Genomic DNA, 20,375 nt, shown 5'->3' on the forward strand with positions numbered 1-20,375 from the left:
GCATGGCTAACAACGCTGCGGAAAGCCCGGTCAACGAATTTCCCGACATTGCCGAACTCGGTTACGAGGATGCCCGCGAACAACTCGTCGAAGTGGTCCGAGTGCTCGAACAGGGCGGCCTCGACCTCGACGCCTCGCTGGCGTTGTGGGAACGGGGTGAGGCCCTGGCCAACCGCTGCGAGGCACACCTCGCAGGCGCCCGGAAACGAATCGAACAACGCCTAGCCGAGGCCGAACGGGAGAACTAGACCGTTCCTCAACCGGCGATCGGCGCAGCCTTGTCGACGGCTTCGGCGAGGGTTCGGTATTCATCAGGAGTGCCTGCGCCGCGCAGCAGCACCCGGGCACTACCGAAGTTGGCGACCCAGATCGATTCGGCCGGTGGGGCGTCGTAAACGACCCACTGCCGCCCGGCCACGTTCTCGACGCCAGTCGCAGTCCGGGGTTCCTGCGCGACGAAGGGCACCAGCGTTTCCTCGGTGGCGCTGGTTTGGGTCAGCTGCAGGTATGCACCGGCCGGAGTGATGTACCCGACCGTGGTGTACTGGCCGCCGCTGCTGCCGGATATGAGGCCGTTGCTCCCTGAGTTGGGCGTCCAATCGGCGGGGAGCTGCGGCTGACGGACGGGGAAACTCATCGTCTTCGCATCCTGCTTGAGCGCAGCCGACGCATCGAAACTGGGAATCGGGCCCTGGCTCGGGCCACCCGGCCGGAACGAACATTGACTGGCCAAGCCCGCAAAAACGATGCAGATCAGTACGAGCGGGATCAACGACAGCGCCATGTCGCGGTTGGATTGGAACAGGCGGTTCTTTTCGGCCACGAGCTTCAGTATCCCAGGCCACGACGCTGGGTTGCCCCCGCGGTAGCCGCAGCGCTCTGCGAGAATCACCGGAAGATACCGCCCGTAAACCAGAGGAGACTTGCCGATGACGGCCAGCAGCACACCGAGGCGACGTGAGGCCCCCGATCGCAACCTCGCGTTGGAGCTCGTCCGGGTTACCGAGGCGGGCGCGATGGCTGCCGGACGCTGGGTTGGTCGCGGCGACAAGGAGGGCGGCGACGGCGCTGCCGTCGATGCCATGCGCCAACTGGTCAGTTCCGTGTCGATGCGCGGGGTCGTCGTGATCGGCGAGGGCGAGAAGGACGAGGCGCCGATGCTCTACAACGGCGAGCTCGTCGGCAACGGCGACGGACCGGACTGCGACTTCGCCGTCGACCCGATCGACGGCACCACGCTGATGTCGAAGGGCATGCCGAACGCAATTTCGGTGCTCGCCGTTTCCGAGCGCGGGTCGATGTTCGACCCCTCCGCGGTGTTCTACATGGAGAAAATCGCCGTGGGCCCGGAATCCGCGGACGTCATCGACATCACGGCGCCGGTCGCCGAGAACATCCGGCGGGTGGCCAAAGCACGCAAGTCATCGATGTCCGACATCACCGTCTGCATTCTCGATCGTCCGCGACACGCGCAGTTGATCTCCGACGTCCGCCACACCGGCGCCCGGATCCGGTTGATCGGCGACGGTGACGTGGCCGGCGCCATCGCGGCCGCCCGCCCCGACTCCGGCACCGACATGCTCGTCGGTATCGGCGGGACACCCGAGGGAATCATCGCCGCCGCCGCGATGCGCTGCATGGGCGGTGCGCTGCAGGGCAAGCTCGCCCCGAAGGACGACGCGGAACGGCAGAAGGCCATCGACGCCGGGCACGACCTCGACCGGGTCCTTTTCACCGAGGACCTCGTCTCCGGCGACAACGTGTTCTTCTGCGCAACCGGCGTCACCGACGGTGATCTGCTTCGCGGCGTCCGCTACTACGGTGGCGGCGCGTCGACCCACTCCATCGTGATGCGCTCCAAGTCGGGCACGGTTCGCATGATCGACGCCTATCACCGGCTAACCAAGCTGCGCGAATACTCGGCGGTCGACTTCGACGGCGACGACAACGCGGTGCCGCCGATGCCCTGAGCGGGGCAGCCGGCAACGGCGTAGCTTCAATCTGTACTTCCTAAAGAGCGACAGGATCCGATGATGCCCGAATTCGCCTATGCCGACCTGCTGCCGACCGGCCCGGACAACACGACCTATCGGTTGGTCACCACCGAGGGCGTCAGCACCTTCGAAGCCGGCGGCAGGCGCTTCCTGAAGGTCGAGCCGGAGGCGCTGCGCACGCTGGCTGCCGAGGCGATTCACGACATCTCGCACTACCTGCGCACGGCCCACCTGGCACAGCTGCGCCGCATTCTCGATGATCCCGAAGCGTCGTCGAACGACAAGTTCGTCGCGCTGGATCTGCTGAAGAACGCCAACATCGCCGCGGCCGGTGTGCTGCCGATGTGCCAGGACACCGGCACAGCAATCGTCATGGGCAAGCGCGGCCAGAACGTGCTCACCGAGGGCGGCGACGAAATCGCTTTGAGCCAGGGCGTTTACGACGCCTACACCAAGCTGAACCTGCGCTACTCCCAAATGGCGCCGCTGACCATGTGGGAGGAGCGCAACACCGGCTCCAACCTGCCGGCGCAGATCGAGCTGTATGCCACCGACGGTGACGCCTACAAGTTCCTGTTCATGGCCAAGGGCGGCGGCTCGGCCAACAAGTCGTTCCTGTACCAAAAGACCAAGGCCGTGTTGAACGAGAAGTCGATGCTGCGGTTCCTGGAAACCGAGATCCGCGGGCTGGGCACCTCGGCCTGCCCCCCGTATCACCTGGCCATCGTGGTCGGCGGCACCAGCGCCGAATTCGCGCTCAAGACGGCCAAATACGCCTCCGCCCACTACCTCGACACCATGCCCACCGAGGGCTCGCCCACCGGACACGGTTTCCGCGACCTCGAACTCGAGCAGAAGGTGTTCGAGCTGACGCAGAAGATCGGCATCGGCGCGCAATTCGGCGGCAAATACTTCTGTCACGACGTCCGCGTGATCCGGCTCCCCCGCCACGGCGCCTCCTGCCCAGTCGCGATCGCCGTGTCCTGCTCGGCGGACCGGCAGGCCCTCGCCAAGATCACCGCCGAGGGGGTTTTCCTCGAGCAGCTCGAGAAGGATCCGGCACAGTTCCTGCCGGAAACCACCGATGAGCATCTGGATGACGATGTGGTCCGCATCGACCTGAACCGGCCGATGGACGAAATCCGCGCCGAACTGACCAAACATCCGGTGAAGACCCGACTTTCACTGACCGGAACGCTCGTGGTCGCGCGCGACATCGCGCACGCGAAGATCAAGGAACGCCTCGACGCCGGCGAGGCCATGCCCGAGTACCTGCGTAACCACCCCGTCTACTACGCCGGCCCGGCCAAGACGCCCGAGGGCTACGCGTCCGGCTCCTTCGGGCCCACCACGGCCGGCCGCATGGATTCCTACGTCGAGCAGTTCCAGGCCGCCGGGGGTTCTTTGATCATGCTGGCCAAGGGCAACCGGTCCCAGCAGGTCACCGATGCGTGCGCGCAATACGGCGGGTTCTACCTCGGTTCGATCGGCGGCCCCGCCGCGCGCCTGGCGCTCGACTGCATCAAGAAGGTCGAGGTGCTCGAATACCCGGAACTGGGTATGGAAGCGGTATGGCGCATCGAGGTGGAGGACTTCCCCGCGTTCATCGTCGTCGACGACAAGGGCAACGACTTCTTCGCCGTTCCCAACGATCAGCCCGTGTTCAGGAGTATTCCAGTACGCAGCTAACGGAAGGGGCGCACAGCTCATGAGTGAACGCGCGAGCGAGCCATCGACACAGCGCGAGGACGAATTTCGTATCGAACACGACACCATGGGCGAGGTACGCGTCCCCGTCGACGCCCTCTGGCGCGCGCAAACCCAGCGCGCCGTCGAAAATTTCCCGATCAGCGGAAGACCGTTGGAACGCACCCAGATTCGGGCCATGGGTCTGCTGAAGGCCGCCTGCGCGAAGGTGAACAAGGACCTCGGCCTGCTCGACGCGGAAAAGGCTGATGCCATCATCGCGGCCGCGAGCGAGATTGCGGCTGGTCAGCACGACGACCAATTTCCGATCGACGTGTTCCAGACCGGCTCGGGCACCAGCTCGAACATGAACACCAACGAGGTGATCGCTAGCATCGCGGCCAAAAACGGTGTGACGGTTCATCCCAACGACGACGTCAATATGTCGCAGTCGTCCAACGACACGTTCCCGACGGCGACGCATGTTGCCGCAACCGAAGCCGCGGTCACCGACCTGATGCCGGCACTGGACCACCTGCGCCTTGCGCTGCTGGACAAGTCGGTCGAATGGAAGAACGTGGTCAAGTCCGGCCGCACTCACCTCATGGACGCGGTGCCCGTGACCTTGGGTCAGGAATTCAGCGGCTACACCCGCCAGATCGAGGCGGGAATCGAGCGCATCCACGCGTGCCTGCCCCGCCTCGGCGAACTCCCGATTGGCGGCACCGCTGTCGGCACCGGACTCAACGCCCCGGACGGCTTCGGCGCCCGGGTCGTCGCCGAGTTGGTCGAGATGACCGGTGTCGACGCGCTGCGCGAGGCCGAAAACCACTTCGAGGCTCAGGCCGCGCGCGACGGGCTGGTCGAGGCGTCCGGCGTGCTCCGCACCATCGCGGTGTCGCTGACCAAGATCGCCAACGACATTCGCTGGATGGGTTCCGGGCCGCTGACCGGTCTGGCCGAGATTGCTTTGCCGGACCTGCAGCCAGGTAGCTCGATCATGCCCGGCAAGGTGAATCCCGTTCTGCCGGAAGCGGTTACTCAAGTGGCGGCCCAGGTGATCGGCAACGACGCAGCGGTGGCCTGGGGCGGCGCGAACGGCGCGTTCGAGCTGAACGTGTACATCCCGATGATGGCCCGCAACCTGCTCGAATCGTTCAAGCTGCTCGCGAACGTGTCGCGCTTGTTTGCCGACCGCTGCATCAGCGGACTCGTAGCGCACGAGGATCACCTTCGTGAGCTCGCGGAATCGTCGCCGTCGATCGTGACACCGCTGAACTCCGCCATCGGCTATGAGGAGGCCGCCGCCGTGGCGAAGCAGGCGCTGAAGGAGAAAAAGACGATTCGGCAGGTGGTCATCGACCGCGGACTGCTGGGCGACAAGTTGTCCGAGGAGGAACTGGACCGCCGACTCGACGTGCTTGCGATGGCCAAAGTGTCCGACGACTCCTTCAAGAAGTAAGCGACTTGCGCGCCTGCCGCTTCAGCCGCGCGCACCGCAGCAGGTAGCGCGGGGTGGGCGGGACCCAGTCAAGTTGGCGGGCCACACCGAGATCGTCGCGATTGGCCCAATGTTCGACGATTTTGCCGTCTTTCATCCGGAACCAATGCGACTGAGTCATCGCGAACGGGCGGCCGGTTGGCGCGAATGCGGCGTCGACCTGCACGTCCTCGGTGTAAAAGATCATCGGCCCGGTATGCCGTCCGTTCATTGTCGAGTTCACGGTTACCAGGTCGCCGTCCGCGATGACGTGGTGGATGTCGTAGTGCAGATCGGCAAAGGCGGCGCGCAGCCACAGCGCGAGTTGGTAGAAGCCATCGGGACCGCTGCCGCGGGCGGGCGGCGGTGCGGCCCGGCGCTCGCGCGTGAAGCCCTCGGCGCTAATGACCTCATCGAACTCGTCACGGCTCCCCGATGCCATGAGGTGGATGCTGCGAACCGCGACCGACTTCAGATCGGCGGACACGGGCATGGAAGTGGTGCTCATGATCGTCTCCAATTAGATACAGTTGCACTGTAATTAAAAGTATCGGACGGGTGAATGAGCGAAGTCAAGAGGCGCTACGACGCATCCCGGCGACGCGAACAGGCACGCGCTCGGCGGCGCGCAACCGTGCTGGCAGCGCAGGAACTTTTCGAGCGAGACGGCTTCCAAGCCACCACAATGACCGACATCGCCAAGCGCGCCGGGGTTTCGGCGGAGAGCATCTACAAGGGATTCGGCAGCAAGGCGGCTCTGGCCAAGGCGGTCTTCGACATGGTGATCGCAGGTGATGATGAGCCGGTGCCGGTCGCCGAGCGACCCGAGGTCCGCAGCATCTTCGCGGAGCCAGACGCCCGGCGCAAGATCGAGATCTACGTGCAGGGGCTTGCCGGCCGGATCCAGCGTTCGGCCAAGGTGCAGATTGTCATCCGCGACGGCCGGCATGCCGACCCCACACTCGCAGCCGTGTGGGAGAAGCTGATCGACGAAGGGCTCGCCGGGATGACGATGTTCGGGCGGCATCTGCTCGAGACCGGGCAGCTGCGCACCGGCATCGAACTACCGACAGTGCGTGACGCACTCTGGAACTGCATTGCGGTGGACCACTACGAGCGCCTGGTCCTCCAACAGCGTTGGACGCTGGGCGAATACGCCGACTGGATTTCCCGGGCGATGATCGGCTACCTGTTCGACTAGCTACTTCTCCGGTTGGTCCTTACCGGTCAACCGGCGCCGCAACGCCGCACCCAACGCCTGGTTGACGGTGCCGATCGCGTCATAGACGACGGCCGCAGTCGCGTCGTGCACCTCGCGGACCGCTTTCGCGGTCTCACTCGTCGCCGGGATGTTTTCGAGGACCTCGAAGGGAATCGCAGCAATCACCTCATGCGAGGACCGTGTAACTGTGTTGCCGAGGTTGACCGCCGCCCCGGCGGTATCGGCAACGTCGGCCAGTGTTCGACGACTGTCGATATAGCGCGACAACTCCCCCACGTACGCGTCGTGGCGCCGGCACTTGGCGCGCATCTCGACAGCGGCGGTTGCGCTGCGACGCGCATATAGGCCGACGAGGAGCGTCAACACAATCGTCGCCGAGGTGGCCAGTGCCAAGCTAAATGGGAGCATGAATGCGGACCTCCGCTTTGACCCCCTGCTTGGGCAACTCCTCGTTGAGGATCTTGGCGGCCTGTTCGTAAACGATCTGGCGCACCAGTCCCGGCACCAGGCTGCCAGCGACCGCTCCGGCGAACTTGGCTTGGCTCGTGGCCAATTCGATGGGATTGAGGATCTCGACGCTCAACAACCGACCGTGACCAGCGCGGAACGATTCCGCGATCTCCGGTGGTGGCGGCGGCTCGAGAATCAGGGTGGCCGCCGCATCGTGCGTGTGGGCTCGGATCTGCCGCACGTACAGCATCAGCGCAACCAAGGCGGCCAAGGTGAGCACCTGCAGAACTATCAACGCAATGACCATGACTGCCACCTTCGCCGGACTTCGACCACGCGTCGTGAATATCCCCAGGTTAGCCAGCTACGCGCAAAGCTGACGCAAATTACCCAGCTGTGCGTGAATTTTCACCGCCCGCGGTGAAAATTCACGCACAGGGGTCGTTTCGTTCCATGGGCGGCGCTCGAGCCCTTCCGAGATCAACTACTCGAGGTCTACGGTCCCTTTATGGCCAACTGTCCGCGTCGGGCCGTTCGACTCACGGCCGTGCTCATTCTGCTGGCGTGCGCCGCAGCAGGTTCCGTGTCGTGCACGACCGCCACCAACGACAACGCCGAAACATCGGTGGCACCGTCCTCGGAGACCAACCTCCCACCCGGCGAATACTCGAGCGTGACGGTCACCGACCAGCGGATCGACGACGCGGTCGGCAAACTCGACGGCTTGGTGAACGATCTGATGCAGTCCTCACACATCCCCGGCATGGCAGTTGCCGTGGTACACGGCGGGAAGACCATGTACGCCAAGGGGTTCGGAGTACGCGATATTGCCCGTCCCGACAAGGTAGATCCCGATACCGTGTTTCAACTGGCGTCGGTCTCCAAATCGGTATCGGCGACCGTCGTCGCGCACGAAGTGGGCCGCGGCGCGGTCACCTGGGATACGCCAGTGGTGTCGAAGCTGCCGTGGTTCACGCTGCGTGACCCGTACGTCACCCAGAACGTGACAGTTGCCGACATGTTTGCGCACCGGTCGGGCTTGCCGGACCACGCCGGCGACAAGCTCGAAGACCTCGGTTACGACCGGCGGCAGGTGCTCGAACGGTTGCGTTTCCAACCGCTCGGGCCGTTCCGAATCACTTACGACTACACCAACTTCGGTCTCACCGCCGGAGCCGACGCGGTCGCTGCGGCCGCCGGAACAGACTATGCATCACTGGCTGCGCAGGCTATCTTTGCGCCCCTGGGCATGAATTCGACCAGCGCGCGCTTCGCCGATTTCCAGGCCCGACCCGACCACGCCGTCGGCCACATGCTCGTGGATGGAAAGTATGTCGCGCAACGGGTTCGTGATCCGGACGCGCAAGCGCCGGCTGGCGGGGTTAGCTCGTCCGTCAACGACATGGCGAAATGGCTGGCCATGCTGATCGCCAATGGCTCGTTCGACGGCAAGCAGATCGTCGACTCCAAGGCACTGCTTCCCGCGATCACACCTCAAATTGTGTCCGGTCCATCGAAGACACCGGCCGCACGAGCGGGCCTCTACGGCTACGGGTTCAACGTGTCGACCACCTCCGGTGGCCGCCAAATCTACAGCCACTCGGGCGCATTCGCGCTCGGCGCAGCGACCAACTTCGTGGTGATGCCGTCGGCGAACCTGGCGATTATCGCGTTGACCAATGCCGCGCCTATTGGTCTACCGGAAACTCTGACCGCCGAGTTCATGGACTTGGTTCAATACGGTCAAATCCGCCAAGACTGGAAAAACCTGTACCGCAATGCGTTCGATGCAATGGACAAGCCGGTCGGCAGTTTAGTCGGTAAGCAACCGCCCGCTAATCCGGCACCCGCCCAGCCACTTTCGTCATATACCGGGGTCTACCAGAACGACTATTGGGGCCCAGCAACAGTGACCGAGCAAGGCGGAAAGCTCATGCTTGCACTCGGTCCGCAGCGTCAAACGTTCGAACTATCGCACTGGGACGGCGACACTTTCACGTTCCGCTTGAACAACGAGAACGCTCCCGAAGGCACGATTTCCAAGGCCAGCTTCGCGGGCGATTCATTGACGCTCGAATACTACGACACCGAAGGATTGGGAAGGTTCACGAAATGACATCTTCGTCAGACCTCGAACAAGCCGCCGCCACCACCGTGCGGGAATTTCTGCATGCCCTCGAAATGGGCGAACTGGATGAAGCGCTGGAATTGCTGACCGACGACGCGCTCTGGCGCAACACGTCACTGCCGACGATTCGCGGGCGCAAGCGTATCGGCCGCCTGCTCGCCCCGTTGAGCCGACCGCCGTTCGGTTTCGCCGTCGAGTTCCATCATGTCGCCGCGCACGGCAACGTCGTGCTCACCGACCGGACCGACGTCATCACCGTCGGGCCCGTTCGCATCGCGTTCTGGGTATGCGGCACGTTCGAACTTGCCGATGGCCGGATCGCGATCTGGCACGACCACTTCAGTTGGGCAAACTTCCTGCGCGGCACAGCAATCGGGGCCGTCCAGGCGATGCTGCCCGGCCGGCCCCGATACGCCACCGCTACTTAGCTCTTCACGACCTCGGTCTTGCGGTCGCTGGCATTCCAGGTGATCTTGCCGTGCTGGAATGTGCTCTGCTTGCCGCCCGGGATGTCGGTCTCGTCGCTGGTCGGGAAGCCGAGTTCACCGCCCGGTCCGCCGTTCTGATCGTAAGCAGTGCGAATGTCACCCCACACCACATGCGCGCCGGTGCCCTGGCTGTAGAAGATCGCACCACCGGCGAACTCCTGGTAGTGACCGTCACCGCCGATCGTCTTGGCCGCACCGGTCGGCAATCCGAGCGTGCCGGTGGGGCCACCGAGCTCGTTGTACTTGGACAAGATGTCGCCGGAAACCTCGATGTCGCCGGCCGGTGTCGCAATCTTGGTGGAGCCCGCTGCCGCACCCGGCGTCGCCGTGCCGCTTGCGCCGGCCGTGCCGGATTCGGTTGCGCTCGCGGAACCGGATTCGGTTGCGCTCGCCGAGCCGGATTCGGTTGGGGTCGCCGAGCCGGACTCACCGCTGGACGCGGACGTCGAGACCGTCGGCTGCGCGGCACTGCTCTGTGCGCCAGTGCTGTTGTTGTTGTTGCCCCCGCAGCCCGCGGTAATAAGGGCGATTGCCGCTGCAGTGGCGGCAAACCCCGCCCAACGCCGAGTGACGGACATGTGAAAATCTCCTCTCGCTTTTGGAGCGTGCTTTTGCTCACTACCCCATCTGCACAATTTGCAAACCGTTAGGTTCGGTGTTTCTGTATACCGTCCGAATAACGGCTAGCGAGGGAAATTGGCCGCCTTAGGAATTCGGCGCAAATTCTTCCAACATTTCCGTGACCAATGCCGCGATCGGTGAGCGCTCGCTGCGCGTGAGCGTGATATGCGCGAAAAGTGGGTGCCCCTTTAGCTTTTCGATTACAGCAGCAACGCCGTCGTGGCGGCCGACGCGCAAATTGTCGCGTTGCGCCACATCATGGGTCAGCACCACGCGCGATCCACTGCCCAGGCGGCTCAAGACGGTAAGCAACACGTTGCGTTCCAGCGATTGCGCCTCATCGACAATGACGAACGAGTCGTGCAGCGAACGGCCGCGAATGTGGGTGAGCGGCAACACTTCCAGCATCCCGCGGCTAATCACCTCATCCATCACCTCTGGGCTTGCGAGTCCGTCCAGGGTGTCGAACACCGCTTGGGCCCAGGGGCCCATTTTCTCGCTTTCACTGCCCGGCAGATAACCGAGCTCCTGGCCGCCAACGGCATATAACGGACGAAATACCACAACCTTTCGCTGGCTGCGCCGCTCGAGGACAGCTTCCAATCCGGCGGTAAGCGCCAAAGCGGACTTTCCGGTCCCGGCTTTACCGCCAAGCGACACAATGCCGACCGACTCGTCGAGCAAGAGGTCCAGCGCGATGCGCTGCTCCGCCGAGCGACCGTGCAGACCGAACGCCTCGCGTTCGCCGCGAACCAGCTGCACCCGTTTGTCGGCCGTGACCCGGCCGAGTGCCGACGACCGTCCGCCCAGCAACCGAAGACCGGTGTGGCAGGGCAATTCTCGCGCCTCTTCGAGGTCGATGACGCCCTCCGCGAACAGACCGTCGATTTCGCTTGAACTGACATCTATTTCGGACATTCCAGTCCAACCCGACGAGACGACATCATGCGCGTGGTATTCGTCGGCCGGCAAGCCCACCGCTCCCGCCTTCACGCGCAGCGGAATGTCCTTGCTCACCAGTGTCACGTTGCGGCCTTCGGCGGCAAGGTTGAGCGCACACGCCAGGATGCGGGAATCGTTGCTGTCGGTTCGGAACCCGACTGGCAGCACCGTGGGATCGGTGTGATTGAGCTCGACCTGCAACGTGCCGCCTGCGGATCCGATCGGTACCGGACGGTCGAGGCGAGCGTGCTCGAGCCGCAAATCGTCGAGCATGCGCAGCGACTCTCGTGCGAACCACCCCAGTTCGTGGTGATGACGCTTGCCTTCGAGTTCACTGATCACCACCAGCGGCAGGACCACGTTGTGCTCGGCGAATCGGGTCACCGCCCACGGGTCGGACAACAAGACCGACGTGTCCAAGACGTATGTGCGAACGGCTGCTGACGGAGACTTCCGCGTCCGAGACTGGCCGGCGGAAAGGGAGCGTGCTGCGGTCACTGTGGGGCTCCTCGGTTCGCGCGGCACCCGCACAAACTCCACTCGCTGGGCCGGTCGGTCCTGCGGGCTATCCGACTGGCGGATCACCCAAGGGCCGGGTGCCGGCCCCTCTCGTACTGAAGCTTCCAGTCACGATCGCGGACCTCCCGTACAGGCTGCTTCCCCGCCGCCTGTACTTGAAGACGCTAGAGGAGGTTGACCGCCGGTTCCGGTACGCCGCACGGGCGTGTCGGTGAACTCTTCTCGCGCCGCGCCCTCAGCCGAGCAGCCGCCAGTCCTCGAGACCGTCGTAGAGCGGGAAGTCCGCGGCAAGCGCGGAGACGCGTCCACGCAGCGCCTCGATGTCGCCGCCGGCGAGGGTGCTGGCCACGATGTCGGCGACCTCGGTGAACGCGGCAGTGTCGAAGCCGCGGGTGGCGAGCGCGGCCGTGCCGATACGCAGGCCGGAGGTGACCATCGGTGGACGGGGGTCGAACGGAACGGCGTTGCGGTTGACCGTGATACCTACTTCGTGCAGCAGGTCTTCGCCCTGCTGGCCGTCGAGGTCGGAGTTACGCAGGTCCACCAAGACCAGGTGGACGTCGGTGCCACCGGTGAGCACGGTGATGCCCTTGCCGGCAACGTCTGCGCCGGTCAGGCGCTCTGCGAGAATCCGGGCGCCGTCCAGCGTGCGCTGCTGGCGCTCACGGAATTCTTCGGTGCCGGCGATTTTGAGAGCCACGGCCTTGGCGGCGATCGCGTGCATCAGCGGGCCGCCCTGCTGACCCGGAAACACCGAGGAGTTCAGCTTCTTTGCGAACTCTTGCTTGGCCAGGATGATCCCCGAACGCGGTCCGCCGAGGGTCTTGTGCACTGTGGAGGACACCACGTCCGCATACGGCACCGGCGAGGGGTGCAGGCCGGCGGCGACGAGTCCGGCGAAGTGCGCCATGTCGACCCACAGGTAGGCGCCGACCTCGTCCGCGATCGAGCGAAACGCCGCAAAGTCCTGGTGACGCGGATACGCCGACCAGCCGGCAACAATCACCTTCGGCTTGGCTTCGAGCGCGATCTTACGCACTTCATCCATGTCGACGCGGTGGTCCTCCTTGCTGACGCCGTAGGAGTGCACCTCGTACAACTTGCCCGAGAAGTTCAGCCGCATGCCGTGCGTCAGATGGCCGCCATGGGCCAGGTCCAGGCCGAGCAGACGCTCACCGGGACTCATCAGCGCCATGAGGACGGCGGCATTCGCCTGCGCGCCGGAGTGCGGCTGGACGTTGGCGAACTCCGCGCTGAAGAGCTCTTTCGCTCGGTCACGGGCCAGCGTCTCGACGATGTCGACGTGCTCACAGCCGCCGTAGTAGCGCCGGCCGGGGTAGCCCTCGGCGTACTTGTTGGTCAGTACGCTGCCTTGCGCCTGCAGCACCGCACGCGGCACAAAGTTCTCCGACGCGATCATCTCGAGGGTGTCGCGCTCGCGGGCCAGCTCTCCGGCCAGCGCGGCGGCGACTTCGGGGTCGAGCTCGCCGAGCGGGGCGGTGTTCACGGAAGCCCCGCCGGGCGAGGCGGCGTTCACGGAGGTCACGGCAGCGTTCGTCACCCGCCAAGCCTATCCGCCGACTCGTCCGCGGCCGAAATTCGGTTCAGTCGTGACGCAGCAACGCGCCGAATCCGTCGGTCAGCGTCAGCCTTTCATCGATGCGAACGATCCGCGCGCCGGTGGCCAGCGCGTGGTACGGCAAAACTTCGTCGGCGGGTCCGGTGCGCCCGGCGACGGTCACTGTCTTGTTCGCCGGTTCGGTGAGCAGCAGTGTGTCGACGTTGGCGGCCTCGAGCGCATTGGAAACGGCCGCGATGCCCGCGGCCGCCAACTCATCGCGACCGGACGCTGCCATGAATCGCTCGGCCGCATCGGCCATGAGTTCGAGGCGACGGCGGGCGAAAAGTTCGCGCACCTGTTCCCGCAACTCCGGATTCCGGAATCCGGTGGAGCGGGATCCGGCCTCGACGCGAACCGTCACGCGTTGCGCTGCCTCGGGCAGCAGGTCATAAGTCGCAGAGCTCGATTGCACCTCGCCGGCCAGGACGATGCAGTCGACGCCACGCTGGTCGGCTGCCGCTGCGATTTCGTGCGCGCAGTCATGCAGGTTTCGCCGCACAATGTCCTCGGTGTGACGCTGGGTGTCCTTGTAGCGCTCCAGACCGCCTGTGTGGGCCTTGTGCACGGGGTGACGGCCCGGTTCGTAGTCCCGCGTGTCCAGCGTGTGCTCCAACTCGTCGACCACCTCGAGACGCACTCCTGTGTGATCGACTGCGGCAACGAGGACGGTCAGCTCGAGCGGGCCCTGGTCAATCAGCGGAACGAGGTACGGCAGCGATCCGAAGCGGGCCAGGTCACGCGCCGGGGGCTGGATCAGCTCTTCGTTCAGCAGGATCGCCGAATCGGTGGCGATCACCGCTCGTCCGCGCCGGCCGACCGGCGGCGCCGAGTCCAGTAATTCCCGTTCTACTTCGCCGACCAAGACCTCGTCGGCACCCGCGTTTGCAAGGCTGTCGCGCGCCGCGCGGCAGGCGAGTTCCCGGCGTTTGCGGGCGTCGGCGGTGTCGTGTGAATCATCGACATACACCGACGCAAACGGTCCCGCGGCTGATGTCAGGACGTCCCACTTGCTAGCCATGGCTGCGATGTACCCGACAACCCGGAGCTCACACTCAGTCCAGCTCGCGGCGCAGCCCTTCGGGCGTGAGCGGCTCGTCGAGCAGGCGCCCGAAGCGCTGTGCCCGTTCGTCGGCGTCGCGAGCCCGGTCGAGCCACGTACCGAGCAATCGATAGCCCTCGACATAAGTGCTGATGTAGGCCCGCCACAGTCCTGACGTCAGAAACCGAAGGGACTGCCTCGCCCGTTGCGGCGTCACCAGCGACCAGCGCTGCAAGAACTCAGCCACCTCATCGGCGCTGCGGCGGCGATCGTGCAACAGCAGCGCTGCGTCCTGGCGCACGCCCAGTAACTGCGCCGACGCCTCGGACAGCCGTTGCGCGCGCTCACCATCGAAGCGCAGACCTAGATCGGCGTAAATCTCCTCGGCCCACCGACCCCAGTCGGGCACCACCGCGCGCAACGCATGGTCGGCCAACCCCTCGGCCATCAGGCATTGCGGGGTGTTCACCAGAAAGATCGTCTGTTCCAGCTCACCCGCGGCGACCAGCCCGGCCTCCTTGCGGCAGTGTTCGGTGTGATGGCCCGGGTAGGCCTCGTGGGCGACGAGGTGCGGCAGCGCAGACATGTATTGCGGCAGATCAGAATTGATGGCCACCGTGGACCGGTAGCCGCCGCGGTAGTAATTGAAGCCGGACCACGGCTTGTCGGAGACCACCTCGTAGTCGACCCGTTCCTCCGGCGGCAGCGGATACCTGCGACGCACCTCCTCCCGCAGCGCACTCGCGAAGGCGGCCACGCACTCGGGTAGCCGCTCTGGCGGGATTTCATCGGCCTTGCGGTGCGCCTGCACACGCTCGGCTAGCGAGCCCGACCCCGGCAGCACCTGCGCCATCAACCGGTGCGCCTGCTGGTAGTGCTGTGGATCGCCCAGTTCGATGTGCACGTCGAAATAGGCGGCGACCTCGTCGACAAATCCGATCTCGTCACCGGCGAACTTGCGCGCCGAGCATTCCAGGGCGCGCAGATGCGCGTCGAGAAACACCTCGCGCCTGCGCGTCAGGCCCGCAGAACCGAGGTCGTTGCGCAACGCCGCCGCCCGTCGCGCCAGTTCTCGCGGCTGCGGCGCGGGTGAATTGGCGACCGAGCGCCGCATGTCCGGGTCGCCGGTGAACGCGTCGACAAATCCTTCTTCGAGTCGGTCGAAGGAGAGTCCGAGCAGCAGATACTCGCGGACGAACCCGTCTGATGTGGTCTTGATCAACCCCGCCGTCATAGCCGCCGAGGGTAGCCGAGCAGAATTCGGCTATGGCGGCCAACAGAGGGCATTGCAAGCTCGGGGGTTCCGCATGGCACGGGTGAACGAGCCCAGCCCCTATGTGGAGTTCGACCGGCGGCAATGGCGAAAGCTGCGGCGCTCGACGCCACTGGTGCTCACCGAGGAAGAGCTTTTCGGGCTGCGTGGCCTCGGTGAGCAGATAGACCTCGAAGAAGTCGCCGAGGTCTATCTGCCGCTGTCGCGGCTCATCCACCTCCAAGTAGCTGCCCGGCAGAGACTGTTCGCCGCGACAGCGACCTTCCTCGGTGATACCCACCCGGATCGGCAGGTGCCCTTCGTGATCGGCGTGGCCGGCAGCGTGGCCGTCGGCAAGTCGACCACCGCCCGTGTGCTGCAAGCGCTGCTCGCGCGGTGGGAACATCACCCGCGGGTCGACCTCGTGACGACCGACGGATTCCTGTATTCCAGCGCCGAGTTGATGCGCCGTAATATCATGCATCGCAAGGGGTTTCCAGAGAGCTATGACCGGCGCAAGCTGCTACGGTTCGTCACCGAGGTGAAATCCGGTGTCGAAGAGGTTGCGGCGCCCGTCTATTCACACCAGTCCTACGACATCGTGCCCGGCGAGTTCCACCTGGTACGCCAGCCCGACATCCTGATTCTGGAGGGCCTCAACGTCTTACAGACCGGGCCCAGGCTGATGGTCTCAGACCTGTTCGACTTCTCCATTTATGTGGACGCCCGCATCGAAGACATCGAAAAGTGGTATGTGAAGCGCTTTCTCGCACTACGAGCGACGTCGTTCGCCGACCCGCGCTCCCACTTCCACCACTATTCCCAGCTCAACGATCGTCAGGCCACCCTTGCGGCGCAGGAGATCTGGAACTCGATCAACCGGCCGAACCTGGTGGAGAACATTCTGCCCACCAGACCGCGGGCGACACTAGTCCTACGCAAGGACGCCGACCACGCGATCAACCGGTTGCGGTTGCGCAAGCTGTAGACGGTCACCAGCACTGACTGGCAGTCAGGCCCGCATCACCGGAACAGATCTGGCTGACAACCGAAGACACATCGCCTTTCCCTTCGATGTAGACGTTCGTCATCTCGCCGAAGATAATGGCGCCGCCGTCGGCGTCGACCGTATAAAAGTTCGCTGAGCTGTTCGCGGTCGATGCGATGGGCCGCAGCCGCGACCCGTAAATCCGACGAAGTTCGATCAGCGAAGCACCGAGCGCAAAACCCTGTGCCGTTCGGATCTCCGGTTTCGAGATAGGCAGCGCCTGGTGCATCGAGACCGAGATACGCTGCGGCGCAACATGGATTTCGACATTGCCGAGCAGCGCAAGATTGGGTGTCGAACCGGCAGTTTGTGGTTCGATGGAACCGTCCTCGACCACGACTGATACTCCGGCCGCTTCCTGGGCCTGTGCTGGGCTCATTCCACGTTTGACTGCGCCTAAGGACTGCGGGGTGATCACCAGCATCTCGTCGGTCCACGCACCGTAACCTGGCTGCGGCCGGACCACCGGAACACAACGGCACAGCTCGATCGATTGGATCGTCCCGACCACGTTGTTCCCTGCATTCGAGAAGTCCGAAACCGACATACGGTAGGCCGTCGAATGTGCTGCATCCGCCAGGAACGTGACTGTTCCCGATCCGTTCGAGCCGGACGCCGCCGCCATCGGCGGTCCATACAGTTCGGTGGCTTTGCCAACTTCGGTGCCCCGAGTCAGACCGTCGATCGTCCGTCCACCGTCGCGAGGGGCGATACCTTCCAGCACGCCGTCGACAAAGGTGTAATCGCAGTCGCGCCACGTCACCGTCACCGTGCCGGAAGGAGCGACCAGCGGAAAGTCCGAGTACGTGTTGCGAATCACGACCGCTCTGGTTCCGATAGTGAGCCCTCCGAAGCCGGTTGCGGACAGCGAGCTATTCGCAGTGTCGATATCTTGCGTGGCGAGCAACCTCGCCGACAGCTGCGCGGCATTGCCCGCTACCACGAACAGGCCGCCGGTGGCGGCGGCAACGCAACTCAACGCTGCGCTCGCCGGATCATCAGTTCGAAATCCCACCGTAGAGATCGTCAAGCCTGGATGCTGAGCCTTCAGCTGCCGTGCCACGTCGCACGGCGGGTGACCGCAGGTGTCCTCGCCGTCCGATACGAGCACAATCGCGCTGTGCTCCGCTGCTGGCAATACGGCAGCGGCGCGCTGCAAAGCCAGGCTAATTGGGGTGTATCCGGAAGGTCGCAAACCGGAGAGCTGGGTATTGACCCTCCCGCGATCTAAGGTCCCGAACGGCACCAATGTGCGAACATCCTGACAACCGGCGGCTTGTTCCGCGTCACTGCTGCCTGTTCCGGTGCCGTAGGTGAGTAACCCAAACTTCGCGCTATCAGGTAATTGGTCCACCAGTCCGCGCGCAGCCGCCTTTGCAGCATCGATTCGCGGCCCGGGCGCGTCCGGCGTTGCCATCGACCCAGATGCATCAATGACCAGGATGGTAGGCACAGCCCCGACTGCAATTACGCCAGAAGTCGTTGGTGCCACACCTCCGCTGCGCGCAAACCTCGGCGCGCCACCACATCCGCCAACCAGGATCAGGACAATGATGACCGAAAAGTAGCAGGCGATCTTGTGTGCACCGCGCATCCGCAAAACGCTAGCGATTCGCACGGCTGGGGTCTTGTCAGCCGAACGGATGAAACATTAGACGTGCTGATGCTCCCAGGCGGCGTCGATGCGCGCCGCGAGGTCGATTTCCCGGGCCTTTTCGATCTCGGGCTTACGAATCTCCTTGGCCACATATTTGGCGATGAACCGCTTGATTTCAAGATCCACACTGGCGATGATCCGAACCAGCGCACCGCGGAATGTCTCCGGCGACACGTCGATCTTGACGTCCCGAGTCGACGGCTCGTCCACATCGATGATCAGCTTCAGCGGCTCGGCGGCCCGCGCAGTGAGGTGCAGATAGATCTCGCCGCTCACATCGAAGCGGTGCTTGTCCAATTGCAGATCGATGGTGAGGTCGATGGTGAGCGGCACGACGAGTTCGAAGGTGATGCATTCCTTCTCCTCGCGCTCGAGCCGCGGCTCACCCAACTCGACCTTGGCCGATACCTTCGCGAGCTTGCCGGGTCCGACACCGATCGGCCCGAAATCGAACTTGCTGCCCGCGATCTGGTCGAAGGAACTGCTCACGCGCTCCACGGTCACCGCGTGCTCGAAGAACCGGCGACCGAAATCCTCGTAGCTGGTGTAGCGGATGTCGCTGCGTTGTTTAGCGGGCTTCACAGTGTCCGAGTATGGCCCAGGGCATCGGCACCTACACGCCGAACCGCCGATGGCGGGCCGCATAGTCGCGCAAGGCACGCAGAAAGTCCACCCGCCGGAATTCCGGCCAGTACGCCTCGGTGAACCAGATTTCCGAATACGCGCTCTGCCACAGCAAGAAGCCCGACAGCCGCTGCTCCCCGGACGTACGAATCACCAGGTCGGGGTCCGGCTGCCCCGAGGTGTAGAGATGCTCGCCGATCCCTTCGACGGTAATTGCCTCGACAAGTTTGTCGCCGTCCAATCCGGCGTCGAGGTTGCTGCGCACGAGCGCACGCACCGCGTCGGCAACCTCTTGGCGTCCGCCATATCCGACGGCGACGTTGACGTGCGTCCCCGTCCGGTCGGCGGTGCGCTGGGCGGCGGTCCGCAGCCGCTCGGCCGCCGATTCCGGCAGCAGGTCGAGCGAACCGACGATCCGGACGCTCCAGTTCTGCTCGGGTCCGCTGATCTCTTCGACCACATCGATGATGATCTCGATCAGCGCGTCGAGTTCGTCGGCGTCGCGGCCCAGATTTTCGGTGGACAGCAAATAGATGGTCGCCATCTCGATGCCCGCGGCATCGCACCAACTGAGCAGCTCGGCAATCTTTTTCGCACCCATGCGGTGGCCGTGACTGACGTCGGTGAAGCCGTTTTCGCGCGCCCAGCGCCGGTTGCCGTCGCACATCACCGCGACATGACGGGGGTGCTCCTTACCGGCGAGCTGGCGCAACAACCGGTCTTCATAGACCCGGTACAGCACGTCCGACGGCTTCATCGACACACCATGAGACACCAAGAACGGTCGACGATTCGCGGGGGCTGCACGATGTTTTAGATTACGCCGTCAACGGCGCAGCACCTGCGTGACGGGACGGGTCCGCACCACTACCACGAAGTAACCTACGGTACCGTAGGTTAGCTCTCAGGAGAGAAGGGGTGCCCACGTGACGGCATTTGGACTGGACGAATTGCCGGTGGTCAAACCGCGCATGCGCGGCTGGATTCACCTCTATGCCTTTGGCGTCTCGGTGATCACCGGCATTTGCCTGGTGGCGCTGTCCGCATCGCTGGTCTCGGCCAAGGCCGGCTTTGCCACCGCGGTCTACAGCCTCACCGTGTGCGGCGTCTTCGGCGTCAGCGCCACCTACCACCGCATCCACTGGCACGACGAGCAGTCCAGGCGGTGGATGAAGCGCGCCGACCACTCGATGATCTTTCTGTTCATTGCGGGCAGTTACACGCCGTTCGCCTTGCTCGGTTTGCCGCAGCAGACCGGAACCACGCTGTTGTCGGTGGTGTGGGCGGGAGCCCTCGCCGGCGTCGCGCTGAAGATGCTGTGGCCGACCGCGCCGCGCTGGGTCGGCGTGCCGCTCTATCTCCTGCTCGGCTGGGCGATCGTCCCGGTGGCCGGCACGCTGACGCACGCTGTCGGTGTCGCGCCCGTTGTGTTGTTGGTCGTCGGCGGCGTGCTCTACAGCGGCGGCGCAATTCTGTATGCGACCCGCTGGCCTAATCCGTGGCCGGGCACCTTCGGTCACCACGAGTTCTTCCACGCCGCAACCGTCGTCGCGGCGCTGTGTCATTACATCGCGGTCTGGCTGGTGGTGTTCGGCACAGCCTGA

21 protein-coding genes are annotated in these 20,375 nt (G+C 64.4%); 9 read left to right on the forward strand and 12 right to left on the reverse strand.

Annotated elements, in window-relative coordinates; translation table 11 throughout:
* Positions 1-2 precede the first annotated feature (2 nt).
* Positions 3-248: an exodeoxyribonuclease VII small subunit gene (locus tag FOS14_RS00860; RefSeq protein ID WP_143768366.1), complete on the forward strand. Its 246-nt coding sequence runs from the start codon at positions 3-5 to the stop codon at positions 246-248.
* A gap of 8 nt (positions 249-256) precedes the next feature.
* On the opposite strand, the gene FOS14_RS00865 is transcribed toward FOS14_RS00860, so the two are convergent.
* Positions 257-832 (reverse strand): DUF4245 domain-containing protein, encoded by a 576-nt coding sequence (locus tag FOS14_RS00865; RefSeq protein WP_143768606.1) that lies wholly within the window; start codon positions 830-832, stop codon positions 257-259.
* Positions 833-929: 97 nt separating this feature from the next.
* Between FOS14_RS00865 and glpX the strand changes: the two genes are divergently transcribed.
* The 3 genes from glpX (at position 930) to FOS14_RS00880 (ending at position 5,142) form a co-directional block, all read left to right on the forward strand.
* The gene (glpX, locus tag FOS14_RS00870; protein WP_143768367.1) at positions 930-1,970 is read left to right on the forward strand and encodes a class II fructose-bisphosphatase; all 1,041 of its coding nucleotides are present in this window, start codon (positions 930-932) and stop codon (positions 1,968-1,970) included.
* Between the two features lie 63 nt (positions 1,971-2,033).
* Entirely contained in the window at positions 2,034-3,683 is a 1,650-nt protein-coding gene (locus tag FOS14_RS00875) for a fumarate hydratase (protein ID WP_143768368.1), read from the forward strand.
* Between the two features lie 19 nt (positions 3,684-3,702).
* Entirely contained in the window at positions 3,703-5,142 is a 1,440-nt protein-coding gene (locus FOS14_RS00880) for a class II fumarate hydratase (RefSeq protein WP_143768369.1), read from the forward strand.
* On the opposite strand, the gene FOS14_RS00885 is transcribed toward FOS14_RS00880, so the two are convergent.
* Positions 5,132-5,668, reverse strand: coding sequence for an ester cyclase (locus FOS14_RS00885; protein ID WP_143768370.1), 537 nt, complete (start codon positions 5,666-5,668; stop codon positions 5,132-5,134). The genes FOS14_RS00880 and FOS14_RS00885 overlap by 11 nt on opposite strands.
* Before the next feature lie 54 nt (positions 5,669-5,722).
* Between FOS14_RS00885 and FOS14_RS00890 the strand changes: the two genes are divergently transcribed.
* Positions 5,723-6,361, forward strand: a complete 639-nt coding sequence (locus FOS14_RS00890) for a TetR/AcrR family transcriptional regulator (RefSeq protein WP_143768371.1) — start codon at positions 5,723-5,725, stop codon at positions 6,359-6,361.
* On the opposite strand, the gene FOS14_RS00895 is transcribed toward FOS14_RS00890, so the two are convergent.
* On the reverse strand, positions 6,362-6,790 hold the full coding sequence (locus FOS14_RS00895; RefSeq protein ID WP_143768372.1) for a hypothetical protein: 429 nt from the start codon (positions 6,788-6,790) through the stop codon (positions 6,362-6,364).
* Positions 6,777-7,139 carry a hypothetical protein gene (locus FOS14_RS00900; RefSeq protein WP_143768373.1) on the reverse strand — a complete coding sequence of 121 codons (363 nt, stop codon included), beginning with the start codon at positions 7,137-7,139 and terminating at the stop codon, positions 6,777-6,779. Before FOS14_RS00900 ends, FOS14_RS00895 begins: the two co-directional genes overlap by 14 nt.
* Positions 7,140-7,340: 201 nt before the next feature.
* Here FOS14_RS00900 and FOS14_RS00905 point away from each other — a divergent pair, with 201 nt between their 5' ends.
* Both FOS14_RS00905 and FOS14_RS00910 read left to right on the forward strand, forming a co-directional pair.
* Positions 7,341-8,948 carry a serine hydrolase gene (locus FOS14_RS00905; protein ID WP_143768374.1) on the forward strand — a complete coding sequence of 536 codons (1,608 nt, stop codon included), beginning with the start codon at positions 7,341-7,343 and terminating at the stop codon, positions 8,946-8,948.
* Positions 8,945-9,388, forward strand: coding sequence for a limonene-1,2-epoxide hydrolase family protein (locus FOS14_RS00910; RefSeq protein WP_143768375.1), 444 nt, complete (start codon positions 8,945-8,947; stop codon positions 9,386-9,388). Before FOS14_RS00905 ends, FOS14_RS00910 begins: the two co-directional genes overlap by 4 nt.
* On the opposite strand, the gene FOS14_RS00915 is transcribed toward FOS14_RS00910, so the two are convergent.
* The 5 genes from FOS14_RS00915 to FOS14_RS00935 form a co-directional block, all read right to left on the reverse strand.
* A complete protein-coding gene (locus tag FOS14_RS00915; protein WP_143768607.1) occupies positions 9,385-10,026 on the reverse strand; it encodes an LGFP repeat-containing protein in 642 nt (213 codons plus the stop codon). The two genes, FOS14_RS00910 and FOS14_RS00915, sit on opposite strands and share 4 nt — an antisense overlap.
* A gap of 127 nt (positions 10,027-10,153) precedes the next feature.
* Positions 10,154-11,509 (reverse strand): PhoH family protein, encoded by a 1,356-nt coding sequence (locus FOS14_RS00920; RefSeq protein WP_185981553.1) that lies wholly within the window; start codon positions 11,507-11,509, stop codon positions 10,154-10,156.
* A gap of 256 nt (positions 11,510-11,765) precedes the next feature.
* Positions 11,766-13,091 carry a serine hydroxymethyltransferase gene (gene glyA / locus FOS14_RS00925; protein ID WP_370512138.1) on the reverse strand — a complete coding sequence of 442 codons (1,326 nt, stop codon included), beginning with the start codon at positions 13,089-13,091 and terminating at the stop codon, positions 11,766-11,768.
* A gap of 43 nt (positions 13,092-13,134) precedes the next feature.
* Positions 13,135-14,169, reverse strand: a complete 1,035-nt coding sequence (locus tag FOS14_RS00930; RefSeq protein ID WP_143768376.1) for a hypothetical protein — start codon at positions 14,167-14,169, stop codon at positions 13,135-13,137.
* 34 nt (positions 14,170-14,203) lie between these two features.
* Positions 14,204-15,424, reverse strand: a complete 1,221-nt coding sequence (locus tag FOS14_RS00935; protein ID WP_143768377.1) for a DUF885 domain-containing protein — start codon at positions 15,422-15,424, stop codon at positions 14,204-14,206.
* 73 nt (positions 15,425-15,497) lie between these two features.
* Between FOS14_RS00935 and coaA the strand changes: the two genes are divergently transcribed.
* The gene (gene coaA / locus FOS14_RS00940) at positions 15,498-16,430 is read left to right on the forward strand and encodes a type I pantothenate kinase (RefSeq protein WP_143768378.1); all 933 of its coding nucleotides are present in this window, start codon (positions 15,498-15,500) and stop codon (positions 16,428-16,430) included.
* A gap of 4 nt (positions 16,431-16,434) precedes the next feature.
* Here the strand turns inward: coaA and FOS14_RS00945 are convergent, their stop codons facing one another.
* From FOS14_RS00945 to FOS14_RS00955, 3 genes are read right to left on the reverse strand one after another with little or no spacing between them, the layout of a single operon-like run.
* Positions 16,435-18,084, reverse strand: coding sequence for a VWA domain-containing protein (locus FOS14_RS00945; protein WP_143768379.1), 1,650 nt, complete (start codon positions 18,082-18,084; stop codon positions 16,435-16,437).
* 57 nt (positions 18,085-18,141) lie between these two features.
* Entirely contained in the window at positions 18,142-18,729 is a 588-nt protein-coding gene (locus FOS14_RS00950) for a hypothetical protein (RefSeq protein WP_143768380.1), read from the reverse strand.
* A gap of 31 nt (positions 18,730-18,760) precedes the next feature.
* Entirely contained in the window at positions 18,761-19,528 is a 768-nt protein-coding gene (locus tag FOS14_RS00955; RefSeq protein WP_143768381.1) for an isoprenyl transferase, read from the reverse strand.
* Positions 19,529-19,697: 169 nt separating this feature from the next.
* On the opposite strand from FOS14_RS00955, the gene FOS14_RS00960 reads away from it, so the two are divergent.
* On the forward strand, positions 19,698-20,375 hold the full coding sequence (locus FOS14_RS00960) for a hemolysin III family protein (RefSeq protein ID WP_143768382.1): 678 nt from the start codon (positions 19,698-19,700) through the stop codon (positions 20,373-20,375).

Origin of the sequence: Skermania sp. ID1734, from assembly GCF_007489285.1 — a bacterium.
Lineage (GTDB): Bacteria > Actinomycetota > Actinomycetes > Mycobacteriales > Mycobacteriaceae > ID1734.